The sequence below is a fragment of the Actinoplanes sp. NPDC020271 genome, from assembly GCF_044388125.1.
In the GTDB taxonomy this organism is placed as follows: domain Bacteria; phylum Actinomycetota; class Actinomycetes; order Mycobacteriales; family Micromonosporaceae; genus Actinoplanes.
In genome coordinates, this window is the sequence record NZ_JBIRWQ010000014.1 from 228,583 (window position 1) to 247,732 (window position 19,150).

At 69.6% G+C, this 19,150-nt stretch carries 15 protein-coding genes; 10 read left to right on the top strand and 5 right to left on the bottom strand.

Annotated elements, in window-relative coordinates:
* Positions 1 to 3 precede the first annotated feature (3 nt).
* Positions 4 to 900: an NUDIX hydrolase gene (locus ACH442_RS28820; protein ID WP_396341226.1), complete on the top strand. Its 897-nt coding sequence runs from the start codon at positions 4 to 6 to the stop codon at positions 898 to 900.
* Positions 901 to 1,049: 149 nt separating this feature from the next.
* Positions 1,050 to 2,021: a CDP-alcohol phosphatidyltransferase family protein gene (locus tag ACH442_RS28825; RefSeq protein ID WP_396341227.1), complete on the top strand. Its 972-nt coding sequence runs from the start codon at positions 1,050 to 1,052 to the stop codon at positions 2,019 to 2,021.
* 524 nt (positions 2,022 to 2,545) lie between these two features.
* Here the strand turns inward: ACH442_RS28825 and ACH442_RS28830 are convergent.
* Genes ACH442_RS28830 through ACH442_RS28840 form a run of 3 tightly spaced genes read right to left on the bottom strand, consistent with a single transcriptional unit; the run spans position 2,546 to position 5,537 of the window.
* The gene (locus tag ACH442_RS28830; RefSeq protein WP_396341228.1) at positions 2,546 to 3,790 is read right to left on the bottom strand and encodes a phosphatidylserine decarboxylase; all 1,245 of its coding nucleotides are present in this window, start codon (positions 3,788 to 3,790) and stop codon (positions 2,546 to 2,548) included.
* Positions 3,791 to 3,843: 53 nt separating this feature from the next.
* Complete coding sequence (locus ACH442_RS28835) at positions 3,844 to 4,188, bottom strand: hypothetical protein (protein ID WP_396341229.1); 345 nt, start codon at positions 4,186 to 4,188, stop codon at positions 3,844 to 3,846.
* Complete coding sequence (locus tag ACH442_RS28840; protein ID WP_396341230.1) at positions 4,185 to 5,537, bottom strand: PspC domain-containing protein; 1,353 nt, start codon at positions 5,535 to 5,537, stop codon at positions 4,185 to 4,187. Before ACH442_RS28840 ends, ACH442_RS28835 begins: the two co-directional genes overlap by 4 nt.
* Positions 5,538 to 5,688: 151 nt before the next feature.
* Here ACH442_RS28840 and ACH442_RS28845 point away from each other — a divergent pair, with 151 nt between their 5' ends.
* From ACH442_RS28845 to ACH442_RS28875, 7 genes are all read left to right on the top strand, one after another.
* Positions 5,689 to 6,930: a PspC domain-containing protein gene (locus ACH442_RS28845; RefSeq protein WP_396341250.1), complete on the top strand. Its 1,242-nt coding sequence runs from the start codon at positions 5,689 to 5,691 to the stop codon at positions 6,928 to 6,930.
* Complete coding sequence (locus ACH442_RS28850; RefSeq protein ID WP_396341231.1) at positions 6,927 to 7,592, top strand: response regulator; 666 nt, start codon at positions 6,927 to 6,929, stop codon at positions 7,590 to 7,592. The genes ACH442_RS28845 and ACH442_RS28850 overlap by 4 nt, the downstream gene beginning before the upstream one ends.
* A 247-nt stretch (positions 7,593 to 7,839) precedes the next feature.
* Entirely contained in the window at positions 7,840 to 9,474 is a 1,635-nt protein-coding gene (locus tag ACH442_RS28855; protein WP_396341232.1) for an ABC transporter substrate-binding protein, read from the top strand.
* A 133-nt stretch (positions 9,475 to 9,607) separates the two neighbouring features.
* Positions 9,608 to 10,534: an ABC transporter permease gene (locus ACH442_RS28860; RefSeq protein ID WP_396341233.1), complete on the top strand. Its 927-nt coding sequence runs from the start codon at positions 9,608 to 9,610 to the stop codon at positions 10,532 to 10,534.
* Entirely contained in the window at positions 10,527 to 11,465 is a 939-nt protein-coding gene (locus ACH442_RS28865; RefSeq protein ID WP_396341234.1) for an ABC transporter permease, read from the top strand. The genes ACH442_RS28860 and ACH442_RS28865 overlap by 8 nt, the downstream gene beginning before the upstream one ends.
* Positions 11,466 to 11,490: 25 nt before the next feature.
* Positions 11,491 to 12,507 carry an ABC transporter ATP-binding protein gene (locus ACH442_RS28870; protein ID WP_396341235.1) on the top strand — a complete coding sequence of 339 codons (1,017 nt, stop codon included), beginning with the start codon at positions 11,491 to 11,493 and terminating at the stop codon, positions 12,505 to 12,507.
* The gene (locus tag ACH442_RS28875; RefSeq protein WP_396341236.1) at positions 12,500 to 13,507 is read left to right on the top strand and encodes an ABC transporter ATP-binding protein; all 1,008 of its coding nucleotides are present in this window, start codon (positions 12,500 to 12,502) and stop codon (positions 13,505 to 13,507) included. Before ACH442_RS28870 ends, ACH442_RS28875 begins: the two co-directional genes overlap by 8 nt.
* Before the next feature lie 374 nt (positions 13,508 to 13,881).
* Here the strand turns inward: ACH442_RS28875 and ACH442_RS28880 are convergent, their stop codons facing one another.
* Positions 13,882 to 14,295, bottom strand: coding sequence for a chorismate mutase (locus tag ACH442_RS28880; protein WP_396341237.1), 414 nt, complete (start codon positions 14,293 to 14,295; stop codon positions 13,882 to 13,884).
* A gap of 255 nt (positions 14,296 to 14,550) precedes the next feature.
* Complete coding sequence (locus ACH442_RS28885) at positions 14,551 to 16,398, bottom strand: bifunctional metallophosphatase/5'-nucleotidase (protein ID WP_396341238.1); 1,848 nt, start codon at positions 16,396 to 16,398, stop codon at positions 14,551 to 14,553.
* Between the two features lie 169 nt (positions 16,399 to 16,567).
* On the opposite strand from ACH442_RS28885, the gene pcrA reads away from it, so the two are divergent.
* Positions 16,568 to 19,012, top strand: a complete 2,445-nt coding sequence (pcrA, locus tag ACH442_RS28890) for a DNA helicase PcrA (protein WP_396341239.1) — start codon at positions 16,568 to 16,570, stop codon at positions 19,010 to 19,012.
* Positions 19,013 to 19,150: the final 138 nt, after the last annotated feature.

Genomic DNA, 19,150 nt, shown 5'->3' on the forward strand with positions numbered 1-19,150 from the left:
CCGGTGAAGATCAGACGAACGGGGGCGTACGGCGTCTGCCGCGCCGCCGGCGGCAGCGTCCTGCTCGCCCGTGGGTCGCAGCTCAGCGCGTTCCCCGGCGTCTGGTCGCTCCCCGGCGGTGGAGTCGATCACGGCGAGCACCCGGGCGACGCGGTCGTCCGGGAGTTCGCCGAGGAGACCGGCCTCGCCGTCGTCGTCACCGGCATCCGGTCCGTGGTCGCCGATGTGATCGCGCTGCCCGGCTCGGGTGGCCCGGTCGAGCACACCGACCGGATCCTCTACGACGTCACGGTCACCGGTGGCGATCTGCGGGCGGAGTCCGACGGCACCACCGACGTGGCCCAGTGGGTGCCGTCCGCCGAGGTGGCCGAGCTGCCGCTGCTGCCGTTCACCGCCCGGGCGCTCGGCGTGCAGTTCGAGGCGCCGGCCGTGGTGCCGGTCAGCGACGAGCCGGTGCGCCGTGGCGACCGGGTCCAGCGCTTCGGGGCGTACGGGTGGGTGACCGACTCCGACGGCCGGATCCTGCTCGCCCGCATCACCCAGGGTTACCCCGGTGGCGGCAACTGGCACCTTCCCGGCGGCGGCACCGACTTCGGCGAGACCCCGGAGCAGGGCCTCATTCGTGAACTTTATGAAGAAACCTCACAACGTGGCAAGATTTCGGGGCTACTCAGCGTGGGGCATCGATACGACCCAGCCGCGCTCGGCCCCGAGGGTGTACCCCTCGACTGGCATGTGATCCGCGTCGTATACCGCGTAAGAGTGGATGAACCGGGCATCGCCACCGTCACCGAGGCGGCCGGTGGATCGACCGACCGGGCGTCCTGGTTCACCCCCGGTGAGGTGGCCGAACTGCCCCTGACCGAACTGGCCCAGGAGACTTTGGCGCAGGCGGGCTAAAATCGTCACAGCAACACGGAGAGCGGCCCGTAGCACAGCGCGACCAAAAGGCCTCTCGCCAAGGCCGGATCGCTGTGCGATGGTGTAAGCCGCAATTCGCCGGGCATCAAGGATGACGCCGGTGACCACGAACTCCATGGAGGAACCACGTGCCGAGTACCCCTTGGCGCCGGCGTCGATCGACGGATAGTCCCCGTCCCGCCGGTCGCCGCTGGGCTGGTCGTCTGCGTCGCGGCGGGACTCTCGCCCGGCAGGCTCTGCTGGTCCGGGTGGGTCGCCGTAACGCCGAGTCGAGCCGGGCCGCCACCGCGACCCGCGCCGAGGTGCTCTACACCGGTTCGGAGCCGGGGCTGAACCACACCCTCCCCGTCGCCGGAGTTCCCCTGAAAACACCCCCCGCCTTCGACGAGGAAAAGCCCGTCCCGGCGCCCATCCCGCTGCTCCCCGGAGCGCACACGATGGCCCGCCGCGTCAGCTTCGCCCTGGTCAACGCGTGCACGCTGAGCAGCCTCGGGCTCGGGCTGCTCGCGATCTTCCTCGCCATGGAGGGTGAGGCCCAGATCGCCGCCGGCTGCCTGGTCGCCTGCGTCGCCTTCGACGGCCTGGACGGCGCGCTCGCCCGTAAGCTCGGCGTCGCCAGCCCGTTCGGCGCCCAGATGGACTCGCTCGCCGACATGTGCTCGTTCGGCCTGGCCGCACCCGTCGTCGTCTACGCCTCGCTGGTCCACTCGGTGCCGAAACCGGCCGCCGCCATCGCCTGCGCCCTGGTCGCCGCGTGTGCCGCGATCCGGCTGGCCCGTTTCAACGTCTCGCCGAAGGACGGCCGCTTCTTCTGCGGTGTCCCCACCACGATGGCCGCGGCGGTCTTCGCCCTGGCCGTGCTGATCGGCCTGCCGTCGCTCTCCGGCATCGCGGTTCTCGCCGGCGTCGCGCTCCTGGCGTTCGCGATGGTGTCGAGCTTCCCTTACGCGAAGCTCGCCCGCATCGTGAAACTCCCGCCGTGGCTGTGGCTGCTCCCGGTGGTCGGCGCGCTCACGCAGCCCCGCATGACGTTCGTCCTGATCGTCGCGGCGTACCTGGTCAGCGGCCCGATCCTCTGGGTTCGCGCCAAGCGCGCCTGATCCCGCTCACCCTCAAGGCCGCCTCTCCGGAGGCGGCCTTTTCCAACCCCCATTTGCGCGTACGCCGTGAGCCGCCCGCCCCTCGCCCCGTCGCGCAAACGATCTCCCGGGCCACCGCTCCGGTCGCACTCCCGCATACCGGCTGGTTCTCATTGTTGTTATTCGTGCGTCATGACACCGGTGCGAACCGGCCGGGACTCCGGGTGCGCTGCGGCCGGGACCAAGCGCGGGCTCGGGTGTGCTCGGCGGGCGTTCGCGTGCGGCGCCGGCTTGCGGGTGGCGCTTGCGGGCACGGGCGTCGGCGAGGGCGGGGTTTGGTCCGACCGTGCCCCGCCACGGAGGCCGCCCTTGTGGGCTGAGCGTTCTGGGGCGCCCCGCGCCCCTGCTCGGCCCGGAAGGGTCCCCGCGGGAGCGGCGGAGGGCGACCACAGCGGAGACGGGACATGAGGGTCTTGAATGTGATCTCGAAGTGAAGACGTGAAGAGAGGCCGCGGCGCAGAGCCACGGCCTCTGATCAATGACGGTCAGCGCCAGCGAGCGATGACCGTAGCCCCGCCGATCACCCGCTCGTCCACGCCGACCAGCGCCTCCGCCTCGTCGGCGGGCAGGTACACGTCGGTGCGCGAGCCGAAGCGGATCAGGCCGAAGCGCTCGCCCTTGGCGACCAGCGTGCCGACCGGCGCCCGCTGCACGATGCGACGCGCGATGAGGCCGGTGCGCTGCGCGACGACGACGGTGCCGCGCTCGGTGTCCAGCACCGTGTACGCCGCGACGTTGTGCTCGGCCGCGGCGGTGGCGGCGTTGGCGTAACCGCCCTCCTCGACGAAGTAGTCGGCGACGCGGCCGGCGACCGGGGAGCGGTTGACGTGCACGTCAAAAACGGACAGGAAGACCGCGATGCGCAGGAACTCACCGGGGCCGAAGCGGTCGTCGCGGATCCGCTCGACGGAGAGCACCTTGCCGTCGGCGGCGGCGATGATCGCCGTGGGGTCGGTGGGCACGTCGCGCTCCGGGTCGCGGAAGAACGCGGCGACGGGGGCGGCGGCGAGCGCGGGGATCAGCCAGAGCTTCGACTTCGGCCGGGCCCGTCGGGCCAGCGCGGCCAGGCCGAGCGCGATGCCGGCGGCGGCGACCCCGTTCGAGTCGATGTGCATGGTGCGGGTCACCGGGACGCTCGACGTGCGGAACGTCGGGGCCAGGGTCGCCGCGGTCGCCACGTCGGCCGGGGTGAAACGCAGCTTGTGCACGCGCAGCGGCGGCTGGTTGCGGACGACCAGGTCGGAGCCGACGCCGAAGAGCGAACCCTGCCGGAACAGCTCGGCTGCGGCGCCCTGGGTGCGGCCCGGGCCGGCCGGGGTGGCGATGCTGAGCACACCGCCGTCGTTGAGGTGTTTCGCGAGCTTGTCGATCAGGCCGCGGGTCTCCTCGGCGGTGCCGGTCTGCGGCTCACCGACGATGACCACGTCGGCGGTCTGCGCCTCGTCCAGCGACTCCAGGATCTTCACCCGGTCGGCGACCCAGCTGCCCAGGCCGGTGATGTGGCCGCGGAGCAGGTCGGCGCTGCTGTGCTCGCCGGCGATCAGGGTCAGGGTGTCGCCGGGCAACAGCGCCTCGACCGCGGCGGCGACGACGGTCGATGCGTGATCGGCCCCGACCAGCAGCGCGGTGGTGGCCGCGTTCTGCCGGGCGAATTCGGCGGTGAGGGCGCGGGCGGCCCGGGCTCCGACGGCCGGAACGGGCGTGGCGGACACGGCGGGGAACTGGGTCATTCCGCGAGCATATTGCCCCGCCCACGGCTGTCGGACCGTGGGCGGGTATTGGGTCATTTCTCCGGTTTGCGGTCGGGGTGCTCGGCTTCGAACTTGGTGGCCGGGTCCTCCAGGAGCTCCTGCACGATCGAGGCGTGCACCTCGGGCGGCAGGTCGCCGGGCGTGGTCTCCACCCGGCTCTCGGCGGCGACCGGGATCGGGTCCGGCTGCTCGCGGCGTCCGGAAGTGATCGCCCCGAGCAGACCGATCGCCCCGAAGAGGATCAGGCCGCCGGCGACCGTCCAGCCCAGCGCGGGCAGGTGCAGCGTGACCACCCGGGAGACCGCCCACCACGCGGCGACCAGCAGGAAGAGCAGGCCGAAGGTGAGCGAGACGGCGTCCATCCGGTGCGGTTTCATCGGATCACCTCCAGGTTTCCGGTGTCGAGGCGCAGGTCGAGAGCGAGTTTGCCACCGCCGGCACCGTCGGCGCCGAGGTCGGTGACCGTCTGCGACCCGGCGCCGGAGCCCGAGTACTCCTGGCCGAAGATCTCGGCCCGGCCGCCGACGTGGACCTGGGTGGTGGTGTCGACGTTGTCGGGGAGCAGGACCTGCAGCTGGCCGACCTTCATGTCGACCGTGACGCTCTGGTCGGCGCCGGTGAAGTCGACGCTGCGCAGGTCGAGCGTGACGTTACCGAGGGTGAACTCATAGGAGTCGGCGACCTCGGCGAGGGTGGCCGGACGGTACACGCTGTCGCGGAACTCGCCGCCCCACCGCTCGGTGCCTGTGGAGATCAGCAGACCGATAGTGGTCAGGAAGGCGAGGAAGATCAGGCCGCGGGCACGGCCGAACCAGGTGCCGACCAGCAGGCCCAGGCCGATGGTGGTGAGGGCGGCCGCGAAGTACGCCGAGACGGCCACGTTCAGCCCGGCCATGTCGAGAGCGGCCAGCACGCCCATCACCACGATGATCGCGAAGAACGTCAGCCGGCCCAGGATCGAGCGCTCCTTCGGCGGCTTGGGCGGCTTCGGGGGCTTCGGCGGAGCGGGCGGCGGCGGGTAGCCCGACGAGCTCGCGAACGGGCCGTGCGGCGCGAACGGCGGACGGTATCCGGAGTCGGCCGGCGGCGGCGTCCAGCGGGGCGGCTCGTAAGCGGTCACCGGTTCTGTGGCCGGTGCGGCCGTGGCCGTGGGCTGCGCCGCGAACGCCGCAGTGGGCTCCTCGGCCGGGCCGGCCGGGCCGGCCGGAGCCGGGCCGGGCGGCGGTGCCGGGGGCGGCGGAAACGTCCCGGCCGGCGTCCCCCGCTTGATCAGCAGGAACGCGCCGACCAGCACCGCGGCCGCGAGCATGCTGGCCCGGGCGCCGTCACTGACCACGAACGAGAAGGTGAGCAGCGCGGCCGCGCCGAGCAGGACCACCGACAGCGGCGACATCCCGGACTGACCCTTGCCGAGCAGGCCCTCGACCGGCGAGGCGGTGTCGCCCTCGGACGGGATGACCAGCCAGCCGATCAGGTAGAAGAGCACGCCGGCGCCGCCCAGCACGCCGAGCACGGCGAGCAGCACCCGCCACAGCACGGGGTCGGTGTTGGTGCGCCGGGCCAGCGCGCCGCAGACCCCGGCGATGTAGCGGCCCTCCCGCGGGCGGACCAGTTGCTGACGGGCGAACGCGGCCTGGGCCGCGGTCAGCCACGGCGGAATGTTGGCACCCGGGGGCGGGGGCGGCCCGGCTTCCGGGGTACGGGCTTCGGCGGCTTCCTCGTTCATGCTTCGATCCTGCGGCCGGGAGGACCCGAGCCGCCTCAGGAGCCGACCCTGAGGCCACCCTGAGATCCGGGCGGGGGAGATCCCCGTGGTCAGGGCTTGCGCTACGTGTGACGATCGGAGGGTGACGACAACCGCCGCTCCGTCTCCGCAGGTGACCCAGCCGCGCCGGCTGTACCGCCCGCGCGATCATCGGATCGTGGCCGGCGTCGCCTCCGGGCTGGCGCGCCACCTGGGCGTGCCGGTGCTCGCGGTGCGCATCAGCCTGGTCGTGCTGCTCGGCTTCAACGCCCTGGGCCTGCTGCTCTACGCGGCCTACTGGGCGGTCCTGCCGCAGGAGGCGCGCAACGACGAGCAGCCGGCCCGCCGCGACTTCGCCGCCCTGGTCCCGTTCGCCGCGATCGGCCTGGGCGTGGTGCTGCTGCAGGCGCTGGTCTTCGGCGACCAGGTTGCCACCACGGTGGGCTGGATGATCGCGGTGGTCGCGGTCGGCGCCGGGGTGATCTGGCACCAGTCCGATCCGAGCCGCCGCGAGCAGTGGGCCGACGCGAACGCGCCGTCCGGCTGGATGGCCGCGATCGTCGGCGAGACCGACCGGCGCTCGTTCATGTTCCGCTTCATCGGCGGCGGGATCCTGGTCGCGATCGGCGTGATCGGCGTGGTCGCGATCTACTCGCCGGCCGACTCGCTCTCCGCGGTGTTCAACGGTTTCATCTTCGCGCTGGTCGGCCTGCTCGGCGTCGGGGTGGTGGTGGCGCCGCTGGTCTGGCGCACGTTCGGCCAGCTGCGGGCCGAGCGCGAGGGCCGCATCCGCGAGCAGGAGCGGGCCGAGGTGGCCGCGATGATCCACGACCAGGTGCTGCACACGCTGGCCCTGATCCAGCGCAACTCGGCCGACATCAAGGAGGTGCAGCGGCTGGCCCGCGGCCAGGAGCGCAGCCTGCGCAACTGGCTCTACAAGCCGACCGCCTCGCCGACCGAGCGGTTCGCCGCCGCCCTGGAGCAGGCCGCCGCCGAGGTCGAGGACACGTATGCGATCAGCGTCGAGACCGTCGTCGTCGGCGACACCCAGTGCGACGATCGGGTCGCGGCCCTGGTCGCCGCCGCGCGTGAGGCCCTGGTCAACGCGGCCCGCCACGCCGGGGTGCAGACCGTCTCGCTCTACGCCGAGGTCGAGGCGGACGAGTTGAGCGTCTTCGTCCGTGACCGTGGCGCCGGCTTCGATCTGAGCGGTGTGGCGGAGACACGGCACGGGGTTCGTGGTTCCATCATCGGGCGCATGCAGCGCCACGGTGGCCGTGCGGAGATCCGCAGTGCCCCCGGCAACGGTACGGAAGTGCGCCTCACCCTTCCCGTCCGGGAGAGCGTGACCGCCGGTAAGGAGTCAGCACGATGACCGAGCCCGTGACCCAGTCGGACGGCCGGCTGACCGTCTTCCTGGTGGACGACCACGCGATGTTCCGCGCCGGGGTGCGCGCCGAGCTGGGCCGGCACGTGGAGGTGGTCGGCGAGGCGAGCACGGTGGCCGAGGCGATCAACCGCATCGGCACGATCCAGCCGGACGTGGTGCTGCTCGACGTGCACATGCCCGACGGCGGCGGCCGCGCGGTTCTGGAGGCCGTCCGGCGTTCGCATCCGCAGGTGAAGTTCCTGGCGCTCTCGGTGTCGGACGCCGCCGAGGACGTGATCGGCCTGATCCGTGCCGGCGCCCGGGGTTACGTGACCAAGACCATCTCGCCGGACGAACTGGCCGCGGCGGTGCGCCGGGTGGCCGACGGCGACGCGGTCTTCAGCCCACGGCTGGCCGGTTTCGTGCTGGACGCGTTCGCCTCCCGGCCGGACGTGCCGGTCGCCGACCCGGAGCTGGACCAGCTGACCAACCGGGAGCGGGAGGTTCTGCGGCTTCTCGCGCGGGGTTATGCGTACAAGGAAATCGCCAAGGAACTGTACATCTCGATCAAGACGGTCGAAACGCACGTGTCCAATGTGCTGCGAAAACTCCAGATGAGTAACCGTTACGAGTTGTCACGATGGGCGGCGGACCGGCGGCTCGTCTGAGCCGAGATCAACTCAGTGTCACCGAAGATCACATGATCGGCTGCGTTCGGTGTACGTTCGGCCACTACGGGGAGTACGTGCAGCTCAGCCCAGTCGAATCGGCCGAAAGAACGATCTTTGGCCGTGCGTACGGACGTAAACGGCTAATATCGGCTTGATAACGGCGCTCTTTGGTTCCAGTGCCCCTGTGTCACAGTGGCAGCTACTCACACAACCCCTCGTGAGCGCCCTTGAAGGAGACACTCCCATGCTTGGGAAAGCCCCATGGAAGATGGCGGTCGGTGCGACCGCCATCGCCTTGTTGGCCGCTGGTTGCGGTGGCGGCGGGTCCGACGACTCGTCCTCCACTACTAATACGGTCGTGATCGGTATCGGCGAGCCGCAGCACCTCATCCCGTCGAACTCCACGGAGTCGAACGGTTCCGAGGTTCTGTCGTCGCTGTTCTACCCGCTCGTCGACTTCGACGCCCAGAACAAGCCGGTTCCGGTCGCCGCCGAGTCGATCACCCCGAACGCCGACAACTCCGTCTGGACCGTCAAGCTGAAGTCGGGCTTCACGTTCAGCAACGGCGAGCCGGTGACCTCGGACAACTACATCAACGCCTGGAACTACGGTGCCTACGGCCCGAACGCCCAGGAGGGTTCGTACTTCTTCGAGAAGATCCAGGGCTACGCGGACATGCAGTCGGTTGACCCCGACAAGGATGGCCCGCAGAAGGCTCCGGAGCCCAAGGCGAAGACCCTGACGGGTCTGAAGAAGGTTGACGACACCACCTTCTCGATCACGCTCGACGGCCCGTTCTCGGGCTGGGAGTCCGTCATGGGCTACACGGCGTTCTACCCGCTGCCCAAGGCCGCCTGGAAGTCCGAGGGCGTGCTCGCCGACGGCTTCGAGGACGCGATCATCGGCAACGGCCCCTTCAAGATGAAGGGCAAGTGGGAGCACGACTCCCAGATCGTCGTCGAGAAGAACGCCGACTTCAAGGGCACCGCTCCGAAGGTCGACGGCATCACCTGGAAGATCTACCAGGACCAGCAGGCCGAGTACGCCGACCTGGTCGCCGGTAACGTCGACGTGCAGACCACCATCCCGATCGAGAGCCTGTCGAAGGCTTCCGCCGACCTGGGTGACCGGTTCAAGAAGAGCCCGAACTCGGGCTTCGGCTTCATCGGCTTCCCGCAGTACCTCCCGGAGTACAAGGACCTGCGCGTCCGTCAGGCGATCTCGATGGCGATCAACCGCCAGGAGATCACCGAGCAGATCTTCCTCGGCTCGCGTACGCCGGCCACGTCGTTCGTCTCGCCGGTCGTCGCCGGTTACCGGGAGAACACCTGTGGCGACAACTGCAAGTACGACCCGGCCAAGGCCAAGGAGCTCTACACCGCGGCCAACGGTCCGAAGGAAATCAAGATCACGTACAACGCCGACGGTGGCCACAAGGCCTGGATCGACGCGACGTGCAACCAGATCAAGGCTTCTCTCGGCGTGAACTGCGTCGGCGTCGGCGAGCCCAAGTTCTCCGACCTGCTGACCAAGGCGAAGGCTCACGAGAACATCGGCCTCATCCGCCTCGCGTGGCTGATGGACTACCCGCTGATGGAGAACTACCTCGGCCCGCTGTACAGCACCACCGGTTCCTCGAACTACTACGGGTACAGCAACCCGACCTTCGACAACCTGGTGAAGGAAGGCGTCGTCGCCAAGACGACCGACGAGGCGATCGCCAAGTGGCAGGCCGCCGAGGACATCCTCGCCAAGGAGCTGCCGGTTGCTCCGATCTACACCCAGCAGAACGTCTTCGGTTACTCGACGAAGGTCAACAACGTCGATGTCGACCTGTTCCAGAAGGTCAACCTGTACAAGATCGAAGTTGTCGGCTGATCTGACCTGACTGCTCGACCGGTGGTGGCGTCACGGAGAATGTGAAACCGTGGCGCCACCACTGTGTTACCCCAACGTCATTGTCGCCGTGCTCACGAGGCCGGCGCTCTTCCGCGGAAGAGGCTAAACCCGTATGTTCCGCTATATTGTGCGGCGCTTACTACAGATGGTGATCACCTTCTTCGGTGCCACTTTCCTGGTGTACGCGCTGATTTTCGCCAACCAGAACGACCCCATCCAGGCGTTGGCCGGCGAACGACCCATCACGGAGAGTCAGCGCCTCGCGCTGACCCAGAGGTACCACCTGGATGAAGGCTTCTTCATGCAGTACTGGTACTACATGAAAGGCCTGTTCCAGGGCGACTTCGGTACCTCGCTGACCGGCCGCAAGATCGCCGACATGATGGTCGACGCGTGGCCCGTGACCGCCCGGCTCGCGGTCATCGCCATCGTCATCGCCGCCCTGGTCTCGGTGACCGCCGGTGTCTACTCCGCCATCAAGCGGGGTGGCATCTTCGACAACCTCTCGCTGGTCGTCACCCTGGTCCTCCTGGCCATGCCGATCGTCGTGATCGCGCCCCTGTTCCAGCTGATCTTCGGTATTCAGCTCGGCTGGTTCCCGCCTACCGCAACACGGGACGCGACGTTCTGGCAACTGCTTTTGCCGGCCATCGTGCTGGCGTGCATCGTGATCGCGCCGGAGATGCGGGTGACCCGAACCTCGGTGGTGGAGAACCTTCGCGCCGACTACGTGCGCACCGCGCGGGCCAAGGGCCTGACCCGGATGCGCGTCATCTGGGTGCACGTCCTGCGTAACTCGCTCATCCCGGTCATCACGCTGATCGGTGTCGACCTGGGTACGCTGCTGGCCGGCGCCATCGTCACCGAGCACGTCTTCAACATTCCCGGTGTCGGCTTCAACCTCGCCCGGGCCATCAACACCGAGGACGGCCCGCTCGTGGTCGGTTTCGTGAGCATCCTGGTGATCCTGTTCCTGTTCATCAACCTGCTCGTCGACCTTCTGTACGCCGCCCTCGACCCCAGGATCCGCTATGAGTGACTTGAACACCGTGACCGCGGCCGAGGCGCCCGGCGGTCAGCCGAACGTGCCCCGCGGCCCGGTCAAGAAGGACAAGCCGCGGAGCCTCGCCGCGGACGCCTGGGCCGACCTGCGCCGTCGGAAGATCTTCTGGATCGCGATCGTGCTGGTCGCGTTCATCATGGTGATGGCGTTCTGGCCGACCCTGTTCACCTCCGCCGACCCGCGGGCGTGCTCGCTCTCCAACCAGTACAAGGGCCCGACCGGCAACGCCCTCTTCGGGTACGACTTCCAGGGCTGCGACGTCTACGCCAAGGTCGTCCACGGCGCCTTCAACTCGATCCGGGTCGGCGTGTTCTCCACGGTCGTCTCCGGCATCATCGGCCTGATCTTCGGCTTGGCCTCGGGTTACTTCGGCGGCTGGGTGGACGCGGTCCTGTCCCGGTTCGTCGACATCATGCTGGGCGTGCCGTTCCTGCTGGCCGGCATCGTGCTCTCCCGCCGGCTCTCGTCCGACGCGCACAGCGACGGCGTCTTCGCCGTGACCCTCACGCTGGGTCTGCTGAGCTGGACCTCCGGCGCCCGGGTGATGCGTTCCGCGGTCATCTCGGCCAAGCAGCAGGACTACGTGGCGGCCGCCCGGATGCTGGGTGCGAAGCCGTCCCGGCTGATCTTCCAGCACATCCTGCCGAACTCCATCGCGTCGTACATCGTTCTGCTGACGCTGCTCCTGGGCATCAACATCTCCAGCGAGGCGACCCTGTCGTTCCTCGGTGTCGGCCTCAAGGGCGACGCGATCAGCTGGGGCATCATGATCTCCGAGGGCACACAGTTCGCCCGGACCCAGCCGTGGCCGCTGGTCTGGCCGGCGATCTTCCTCGGCGTGACGGTGCTCGCCTTCATCATGCTCGGCGACGCGGTGCGCGACGCCTTCGACCCGAAGTTGCGGTGACCCTGTGACGGATATCAAGGCGCAGATGGACGTCCTACCGGGCGTCGACCCGCGCGCACCTCTGCTCGAAGTGAACGACCTGCACGTCGAGTTCCGCACCAACTACGGTGTGGCCAAGGCCGTCAACGGCGCCAACTTCCTGCTCTCCCCGGGCGAGACGCTGGCGATCCTCGGCGAGTCCGGCTGTGGCAAGTCGGTGACCGCGCAAGCGATCATGGGCATTCTCGACTCGCCGCCCGGCTTCGTGACGCAGGGCCAGATCAAGTACCGCGGCATCGACCTCCTCAAACTCCCCGAGGAACAGCGCCGCAAGGTCCGGGCCAACCGGATTGCGATGATCTTCCAGGACGCGCTCTCCGCGCTGAACCCGGTCTACACCGTCGGTTTCCAGCTCGGCGAGCTGTTCCGCAAGCACCGCGGGTTGTCCCGCGCCGAGGCCAAGCGGCGCTCGATCGACCTGCTCGAACAGGTCAAGATCCCTGGTGCGAAGACGCGCGTCGACGACTACCCGCACCAGTTCTCGGGTGGTATGCGGCAGCGTGTCATGATCGCCATGGCGCTGGCGCTCGACCCCGAGGTGCTGATCGCCGACGAGCCCACCACGGCTCTGGACGTCACCGTGCAGGCGCAGATCATGGACCTGCTCGCGGACCTGCAGCGGCAGCGCAACATGGGCCTGATCCTGATCACGCACGACATGGGCGTGGTCGCGGACGTGGCCGACCGGATCTCGGTGATGTACGCGGGCAAGGTCGTCGAAGAGGCGCCCGTCTACGACATCTACGCGCGCCCGGCCCACCCGTACACCCGGGCCCTGCTCGAGTCGATTCCCCGGCTCGACATGAAGGGTCAGCAGCTCAGCGTCATCCGCGGCCTGCCGCCGGCGCTGACCGACATCCCGCGGGGTTGTGCGTTCAACCCGCGGTGCGCCTACGCGCGGGACGCCTGCCGGCAGGACCCGGCGCCGCCGGCCTACCAGGTCTCGCACCAGCCGTACCGCACGGCACGCTGCCACTTCTTCCGGGAGGTCATCGGTGAGTGACGTAGTCCTCGAAACCAAGGGTCTGGTCAAGCACTTCCCGATCACCCAGGGCATCGTCTTCCAGAGCAAGGTGGGCGCGGTCCGAGCCGTCGACGGCGTCGACCTCCACCTGCGCCGCGGCGAGACCCTCGGCGTCGTCGGCGAGTCCGGCTGCGGCAAGTCGACCCTGGCCAAGCTGCTGGTCGGCCTGGAGAAGCCGACCGCCGGCTCGATCAACGTGCGTGGCCAGAACATGGTCACCATGAAGGGCGCCGAGCTGCGGCGGGCCCGTCGCAACATCCAGATGGTGCTGCAGGACCCGTACACCTCGCTCAACCCGCGCATGACGGTCGGTGACATCATCGGCGAGCCGTTCGCGATCCACCCCGAGGTGGTCCCGAAGAGCGGCCGGCAGCGCGCGGTGCAGGACCTGCTGGACACGGTCGGCCTCAACCCCGACCACATCAACCGGTACCCGCACCAGTTCTCCGGCGGTCAGCGCCAGCGCATCGGCATCGCCCGCGCGCTCGCGCTCAAGCCTGAGATCATCGTCTGCGACGAGCCGGTGTCGGCCCTCGACGTGTCCATCCAGGCGCAGGTCATCAACCTGCTCGAGCGCCTGCAGAACGAGTTCGGCCTGTCGTACATCTTCATCGCGCACGACTTGTCGGTGGTCCGGCACATCTCTGACCGGGTCGCCGTCATGTACCTCGGCAAGGTGATCGAAACCGGTCACGATCAGGCGATCTACGACCAGCCGACGCACCCGTACACCCAGGCGCTGCTCTCCGCCGTGCCGGTTCCGGACCCGCGCCTGCGCGGCCACCGTGACCAGATCGTCCTGGAAGGCGACGTTCCGTCCCCGGCGAACCCGCCGTCCGGATGCCGCTTCCGGACCCGGTGCTGGAAGGCCTCGGAGATCTGCGCCCAGCAGGAGCCCCTGCTGCAGATCCGCGAGCGCTCCCCGCACCCCAGCGCGTGCCACTTCGCGGAGATCCGCGACGTCGTGCACGGTCGCTGAACCCGGGCAGCAGGCCGGGCCGGATCCTTCCGGCCCGGCCTTCGCCATTGCAGAATCAAGTTCAAGAGCTTTTTGTCCCACGTCCGCCGTGGTCCTTCACCGTTGCTCCCGCGGGGACCCTTCCGGTCCGAGCAGGGGCGCGGGGCGCCCCTGAACGCTCAGCCCGCAAGGGCGACGTCCGTGGGTGGGCACGGTCAGAGCACCGAACCGGTTCCCACCGCCCGCATCGGCCGCGACGCCCGCCGCACCCCGCCCGCAGAGCGGCTCGCCCCCGGCCGGCTGGCGCCGAGAGGTGCTTCCGACCTCGAGAACCACCCCTGGCTGCCGGCCGACCAGGCCGCGCCGGCGCTGAGGGCCGGCTTCGGCCGGGAGTGTTACAGGGGGCCGCGGCCGGAGCGGAGCAGGAGCAGGGCCACCTGGGTGCCGTCGGGGCCCAGAGCCGCGCGGAAGCGGTCGACGATCTCCCGCTCGCGGGCCAGGACCAGGCGGGTGCCGCCGGAGGCCATGCGGGTCTTGCCGACCTCCTGGGAGAGCCGGGAACGTTCCTGCCAGAGGTCGATGATGGCCTGGTCGATCTCGTCGATCCGCTCGCGCATGGCGCGGATCTCGTCGGCGGCCAGCGGACGGCCCGCACCGGTCGAGGCGTCCAGCGCGGTGGCCGCGGCGGCGGCCTTGTCGGTGACGGTCGCGGAGCTCGCCGGCTCGTCCGTGGGCTGGGCGGTGGGCGAGGCGGCAGCCGCGGCGGGCTTGTCGGTGTTGGTGGACTGGTCCATCACGTCGGCGGTCATGATCGTGCTCCTCGGGTGCTCATCGCCCCGGACAGCCCGGCCCGGGAAGCAACAAGCCCCGGGCTGTGGAAGCCCGGGGCTTGAAGTAGGTCTGTCGTTCAGGGGCGACCCACGGCTGCCGGACTTCCGGTGCCGTAGTAAAAAAATCGCGCCTGCTGGATCACGAAGCCGAGTATGCCCCGCTCCCGGACCACCCCGCAAGGAAACCGCCCGAACGTTGGGACCCGGCGCCGGCCGGTCTCCCCGCGGGGGTGATCAGGAGGTGGTGGAGATGCGGTTGGCCGGCCCGGGCGCGACCGTGCCCCGGCCGAGGTAGGCGGTGAGGGCGTCGATGTCGAAGCCCGGCGCGGTGACCACCTTGGCCGGGTCCACGACCAGGTTGCTGAAGCCGTCGCCACCGTTGGCCAGGAAGTTGTTGATCGTCACCTGGTAGGTGGCGGCCGGGTCGATCGGCGTGCCGTTGAGCGCGAGGTTGCTGACGCGTGAGCCGAGGGCGGCCGAGGCGCTCCAGGTGTACGTGAAGCCCGCCGAGACCTGAAGGATCTTGGTGGTGGTCTGCCCGGCGTACCCGGCGAACTGCTGCTCCAGCACGCTCTTGAGCTGCGCGCCGGTGAGCGGTTCGGTGGTGACCAGGTTGTTGAACGGCTGGACGGTGAACGCCTCGCCGTAGGTGACCTGGCCGTACGCCTCACCGCCGGAGGACTGGTCGGCGTCGAGGTCGGCGCGGATGCCGCCCGGGTTCATCAGGGCGATCTGCGCGCCGCTGCCGGTGGTGTAGGCGAGCTGGGCGTCCGCGATCACGTCGCCGAGCGGGCTCTCGCCGGCCGCGGTATTGGTGCGCGCGATGTCACCGGAGATGTTGCCGATCACCTTGTTGGCCAGCGGCGCGACCGCGACACGGTACTTGTCGGCCACCTTCCTCGCCGCGGCGTCGACGGTGTCCGGGTTCTTCAGGTACACGCCGGCCGCGTCCTTCTTCCAGCCGCCGTTGCCGTCCGGGACGCCGTTCTCCACGATCACGTTCTTCGCGGTGATCTCGGTGAACCGGCCGGTCCGCTTGCTCAGCGAGTAGTCGATGTCGGTGATCAGCTGACCGTTGGTGCCGGCGCTGGTCACCACGGTGTCCTGGCCGGTCCTGTCCGGCACCTTGCAGCTGTAGAAGCGGTGCGTGTGCCCGGACACCACGAGACCGATCTCCGGGTTGAGACCCTTGACGATGTCCACCACCGGGCCGGAGAAGTTCACGCAGTCGGAGACGCCGGGGGTCGGCGTGGCCGAGCCCTGCGACCCGCCCTCGTGCAGCAGCAGCACCTGCGCCTTGACCCCGAACGACCTGAGGATGTTGCTCCACTTGTTCGCGGTCACGATCTCGTCGGTGAAGTGCACGTTCTTGATCCCGGCCGGGTTCACGATGCCGGCCGTGCCCTCGAGCGTCAGGCCGATGAAGCCGACCGGCACGCCCTTGACGTACTTGATCTCGACGGGCGGCAGGATCGGCAGCCCGGTCTTGTTGTCGATGGTGTTCGCGGCGAGGTAGCTGAACTTCGCCCCGCGGTACGGGTCACCGTCCTGGCACCCGTCGACCGGGTGGCACCCGCCGCGCTGGATCCGGATCAGCTCGTCCACGCCCTCGTCGAACTCGTGGTTGCCCACCGAGCTGACCTGCAGGCCGATCGTGTTCATCAACTCGATCGTCGGCTCGTCGTGGAACGCGGCACTGACCAGCGGAGACGCGCCGATCAGGTCACCGGCGCCGGCGGTGATCGTCGCCCGCCCCTCGCTCTTGGCCTCGGCCCGCAGCTTCTTCAGGTACGTCGCGAGGTACTCCACACCACCGGCCGGCGTGCTCGTGCCCCCGGCGTTGACGACGGCGCCGCTGCCGGTCGGCGGGTCGATCGCTCCGTGGAAGTCGTTGTAGCTCAGAATCTGCCCCTCGACCACCGAGGCGCCGTGCTGGCCGCCTCCGTAGGAAGCGGTCACCGGGGTGAACTCGGCTGGTGGCGCGGCCGCCGCGGACTGAGCGGCGGGCAGCGTCGAAAGGGCACCGGCGACGGCCAGCGCAACGGCCGGGACGCCGATGCGCCGCCGGAGCGGAGTAGTCATGACATCGATCCCCGAATCTTCAGTGGACGATCAGGCAACGGGATCAGACTCGCTGATCGGCCGGTCCGGCGCCACCACTTCGAGGTGACATGTAAATTGCCGGACACCGATGTCCGCGCCGCCACGGTGCGATGTCGTGTCAGAGGGTCGGCATACACTGGCTCCCGCGATGCGACCTTCTTCAGATCCTTCCGACAACGCCCTGTTCCCGCTGCCCACGGCGGCGGCGCCCCCGGCGCCGCCGGCGGTTCGCCCGGTTCCGCCCCAGACGCCCCGGCCGTCCCGGCGGGTCGATCCCGCCGCGCTGCTCGAGGGTCTGAACGGCCCGCAGCGGGACGCGGTGACCCACGCCGGTGGGCCGCTGCTGATCGTGGCCGGCGCCGGCTCGGGCAAGACCCGGGTGCTGACCCACCGGATCGCCTACCTGCTGGCCGCACGGGACGTGCACCCCGGCGAGATCATCGCGATCACGTTCACGAACAAGGCGGCCGGGGAGATGAAGGAGCGGGTGGCCCACCTGGTCGGCCCGCGCGCCCGGTTGATGTGGGTGTCGACGTTCCACTCGGCCTGTGTCCGGATCCTGCGGGCCGAGCACGAGCACGCCGGCCTGAAGAGCACGTTCTCGATCTACGACGCGGACGACTCGCGCCGGTTGATGACGCTGGTCGCCCGCGAGCTGGATCTGGACCCGAAGCGCTACACCGCGCGGGGCCTGGCCGCCCAGGTGTCGAACCTGAAGAACGAGCTGGTCGACCCGGAGGAGTTCAAGGGCCGGGCGAACGGGCCGAACGAGCGGGCCGTCGCCGAGGCGTACGAGTTGTATCAGCGCCGCCTGCGCGAGGCCCATGCGCTGGACTTCGACGACATCATCATGGCCACGGTGCACCTGTTCCAGTCGCATCCACTGGTCGCCGAGGCGTACCGGCGGCGGTTCCGTCACGTCCTGGTCGACGAGTACCAGGACACCAACCACGCGCAGTACACGTTGATCCGCGAGCTGGTCGGCAAGGACGACCAGGATCCGTCGGAGCTGTGCGTGGTCGGTGACGCCGACCAGTCGATCTACGCGTTCCGCGGCGCGACGATCCGCAACATCCTGGAGTTCGAGCGGGACTACCCGTCCGCGCGCACCATCCTGCTGGAGCAGAACTACCGCTCCACTCAGACGATCCTTTCCGCGGCGAACGCGGTGATCGACCGGAACACGTCCCGCAAGCCGAAACGCCTCTGGAGCGACCAGGGCGCCGGCGAGCAGATCGTGGGTTACGTCGCCGACACCGAGCACGCCGAGGCGGACTGGGTGGCCCGGGAGATCGACCGGCTGACCGACAACCACGACGTCCGTCCCGGCGACGTGGCCGTCTTCTACCGGACGAACAATCAGTCCCGCGTGTTCGAGGAGGTGTTCATCCGCGTCGGCCTGCCCTACAAGGTGGTCGGCGGGGTGCGCTTCTACGAGCGCAAGGAGGTGCGCGACGCCTTGGCGTACCTGCGGGCCGTCGTGAACGAGGACGACACGGTCAGCACCCGCCGCGTGCTGAACACGCCGAAACGGGGGATCGGCGACCGGGCCGAGGCGTGCGTCGAGGCGCTGTCGAACCGGGACCGGATCTCGTTCGGTCAGGCGCTGCGTCACGCGCGGAACGCGCCGGGCATCTCGACCCGCGCGGCGAACAGCATCGCCGACTTCGTGCAGCTCCTCGACGACCTGCGGGAGTTGTCCGCCACCGCCCCGCCGGAGGAGGTGCTGGAGGCCGTCCTGCAGCGGTCGGGCCTGCTCAGTGAGCTGGAGGAGAGCCTCGACCCGCAGGATCAGGGCCGCGTGGAGAACCTGCAGGAGCTGGTCAGCGTCGCCCGGGAGTACACCGAGCGGGTGGAGTCGCAGGCCGACGAGGAGGACCCGGAGGCGCCGACGGCCACGCTGGCCGGCTTCCTGGAACAGGTCGCGCTGGTGGCGGACGCCGACCAGATCCCCTCCGACGATCCGGATCACCAGGGTGTCGTCACGCTGATGACCCTGCACACGGCCAAGGGCCTGGAGTTCCCGGTGGTGTTCCTGACCGGCCTGGAGGACGGCGTCTTCCCGCACATGCGCGCGATGTCGGACAACTCCGAGCTGGAGGAGGAGCGCCGGCTGGCCTACGTCGGGATCACCCGCGCCCGCCAGCGGCTCTACCTGTCCCGGGCGGTGACCCGGTCGGCGTGGGGTCAGCCGCAGTACAACCCGCCGTCACGGTTCACCGACGAGCTGCCGACCGAGTTGGTGCGCTGGGAACGCACCGGCGGGTCGTACACGTCCTGGTCCGGCACCGGCGGCGGGGTGGGTGGCCGCGGTGGCGGTGACCGGGCCCGAGGTGGTGGCTTCGCCGGCGGCACGCCGAAGGCGCAGCGCATCGCCGAGCGCCTCGGCATCGACGCGAGCCGGCTCTCCACCGCGAGCGAGCTCAAGCAGGCGCCGAAGGTGGAGCCCGGCGACCGGGTCAACCATCAGCGCTACGGGCTGGGCCGGGTCGTCGCCGTCGAGGGACACGGCCCGGGTGCCCGGGCGCAGATCGACTTCGGTGACCAGACCATGTGGCTGATCATGCGCCACGCCCCGATCGAGAAGATCTAGGACACGGGGCCGGGGGGGGGGGGGGGGGGGGGGGGGGGGGGGGGGGGGGGGCGGCGCGGGCGCGCGCGGCGGGGGGGGGGGGGGGGGGGCGGGCGCGGGGGGGGCGCCGGGGGGGGGGGCGCCCCAAGAATACTGCGG

Excerpts from the sequence above, each read along its gene's own strand:
- ACH442_RS28830 (WP_396341228.1), bottom strand. The coding sequence starts at position 3,790 with ATGACCCAGTTCCCCGCCGTGTCCGCCACGCCCGTTCCGGCCGTCGGA.
- ACH442_RS28835 (WP_396341229.1), bottom strand. The coding sequence starts at position 4,188 with ATGAAACCGCACCGGATGGACGCCGTCTCGCTCACCTTCGGCCTGCTC.
- ACH442_RS28840 (WP_396341230.1), bottom strand. The coding sequence starts at position 5,537 with ATGAACGAGGAAGCCGCCGAAGCCCGTACCCCGGAAGCCGGGCCGCCC.
- ACH442_RS28850 (WP_396341231.1), top strand. The coding sequence starts at position 6,927 with ATGACCGAGCCCGTGACCCAGTCGGACGGCCGGCTGACCGTCTTCCTG.
- ACH442_RS28855 (WP_396341232.1), top strand. The coding sequence starts at position 7,840 with ATGCTTGGGAAAGCCCCATGGAAGATGGCGGTCGGTGCGACCGCCATC.
- ACH442_RS28860 (WP_396341233.1), top strand. The coding sequence starts at position 9,608 with ATGTTCCGCTATATTGTGCGGCGCTTACTACAGATGGTGATCACCTTC.
- ACH442_RS28865 (WP_396341234.1), top strand. The coding sequence starts at position 10,527 with ATGAGTGACTTGAACACCGTGACCGCGGCCGAGGCGCCCGGCGGTCAG.
- ACH442_RS28870 (WP_396341235.1), top strand. The coding sequence starts at position 11,491 with ATGGACGTCCTACCGGGCGTCGACCCGCGCGCACCTCTGCTCGAAGTG.
- ACH442_RS28880 (WP_396341237.1), bottom strand. The coding sequence starts at position 14,295 with ATGACCGCCGACGTGATGGACCAGTCCACCAACACCGACAAGCCCGCC.
- ACH442_RS28885 (WP_396341238.1), bottom strand. The coding sequence starts at position 16,398 with ATGACTACTCCGCTCCGGCGGCGCATCGGCGTCCCGGCCGTTGCGCTG.
- pcrA (WP_396341239.1), top strand. The coding sequence starts at position 16,568 with ATGCGACCTTCTTCAGATCCTTCCGACAACGCCCTGTTCCCGCTGCCC.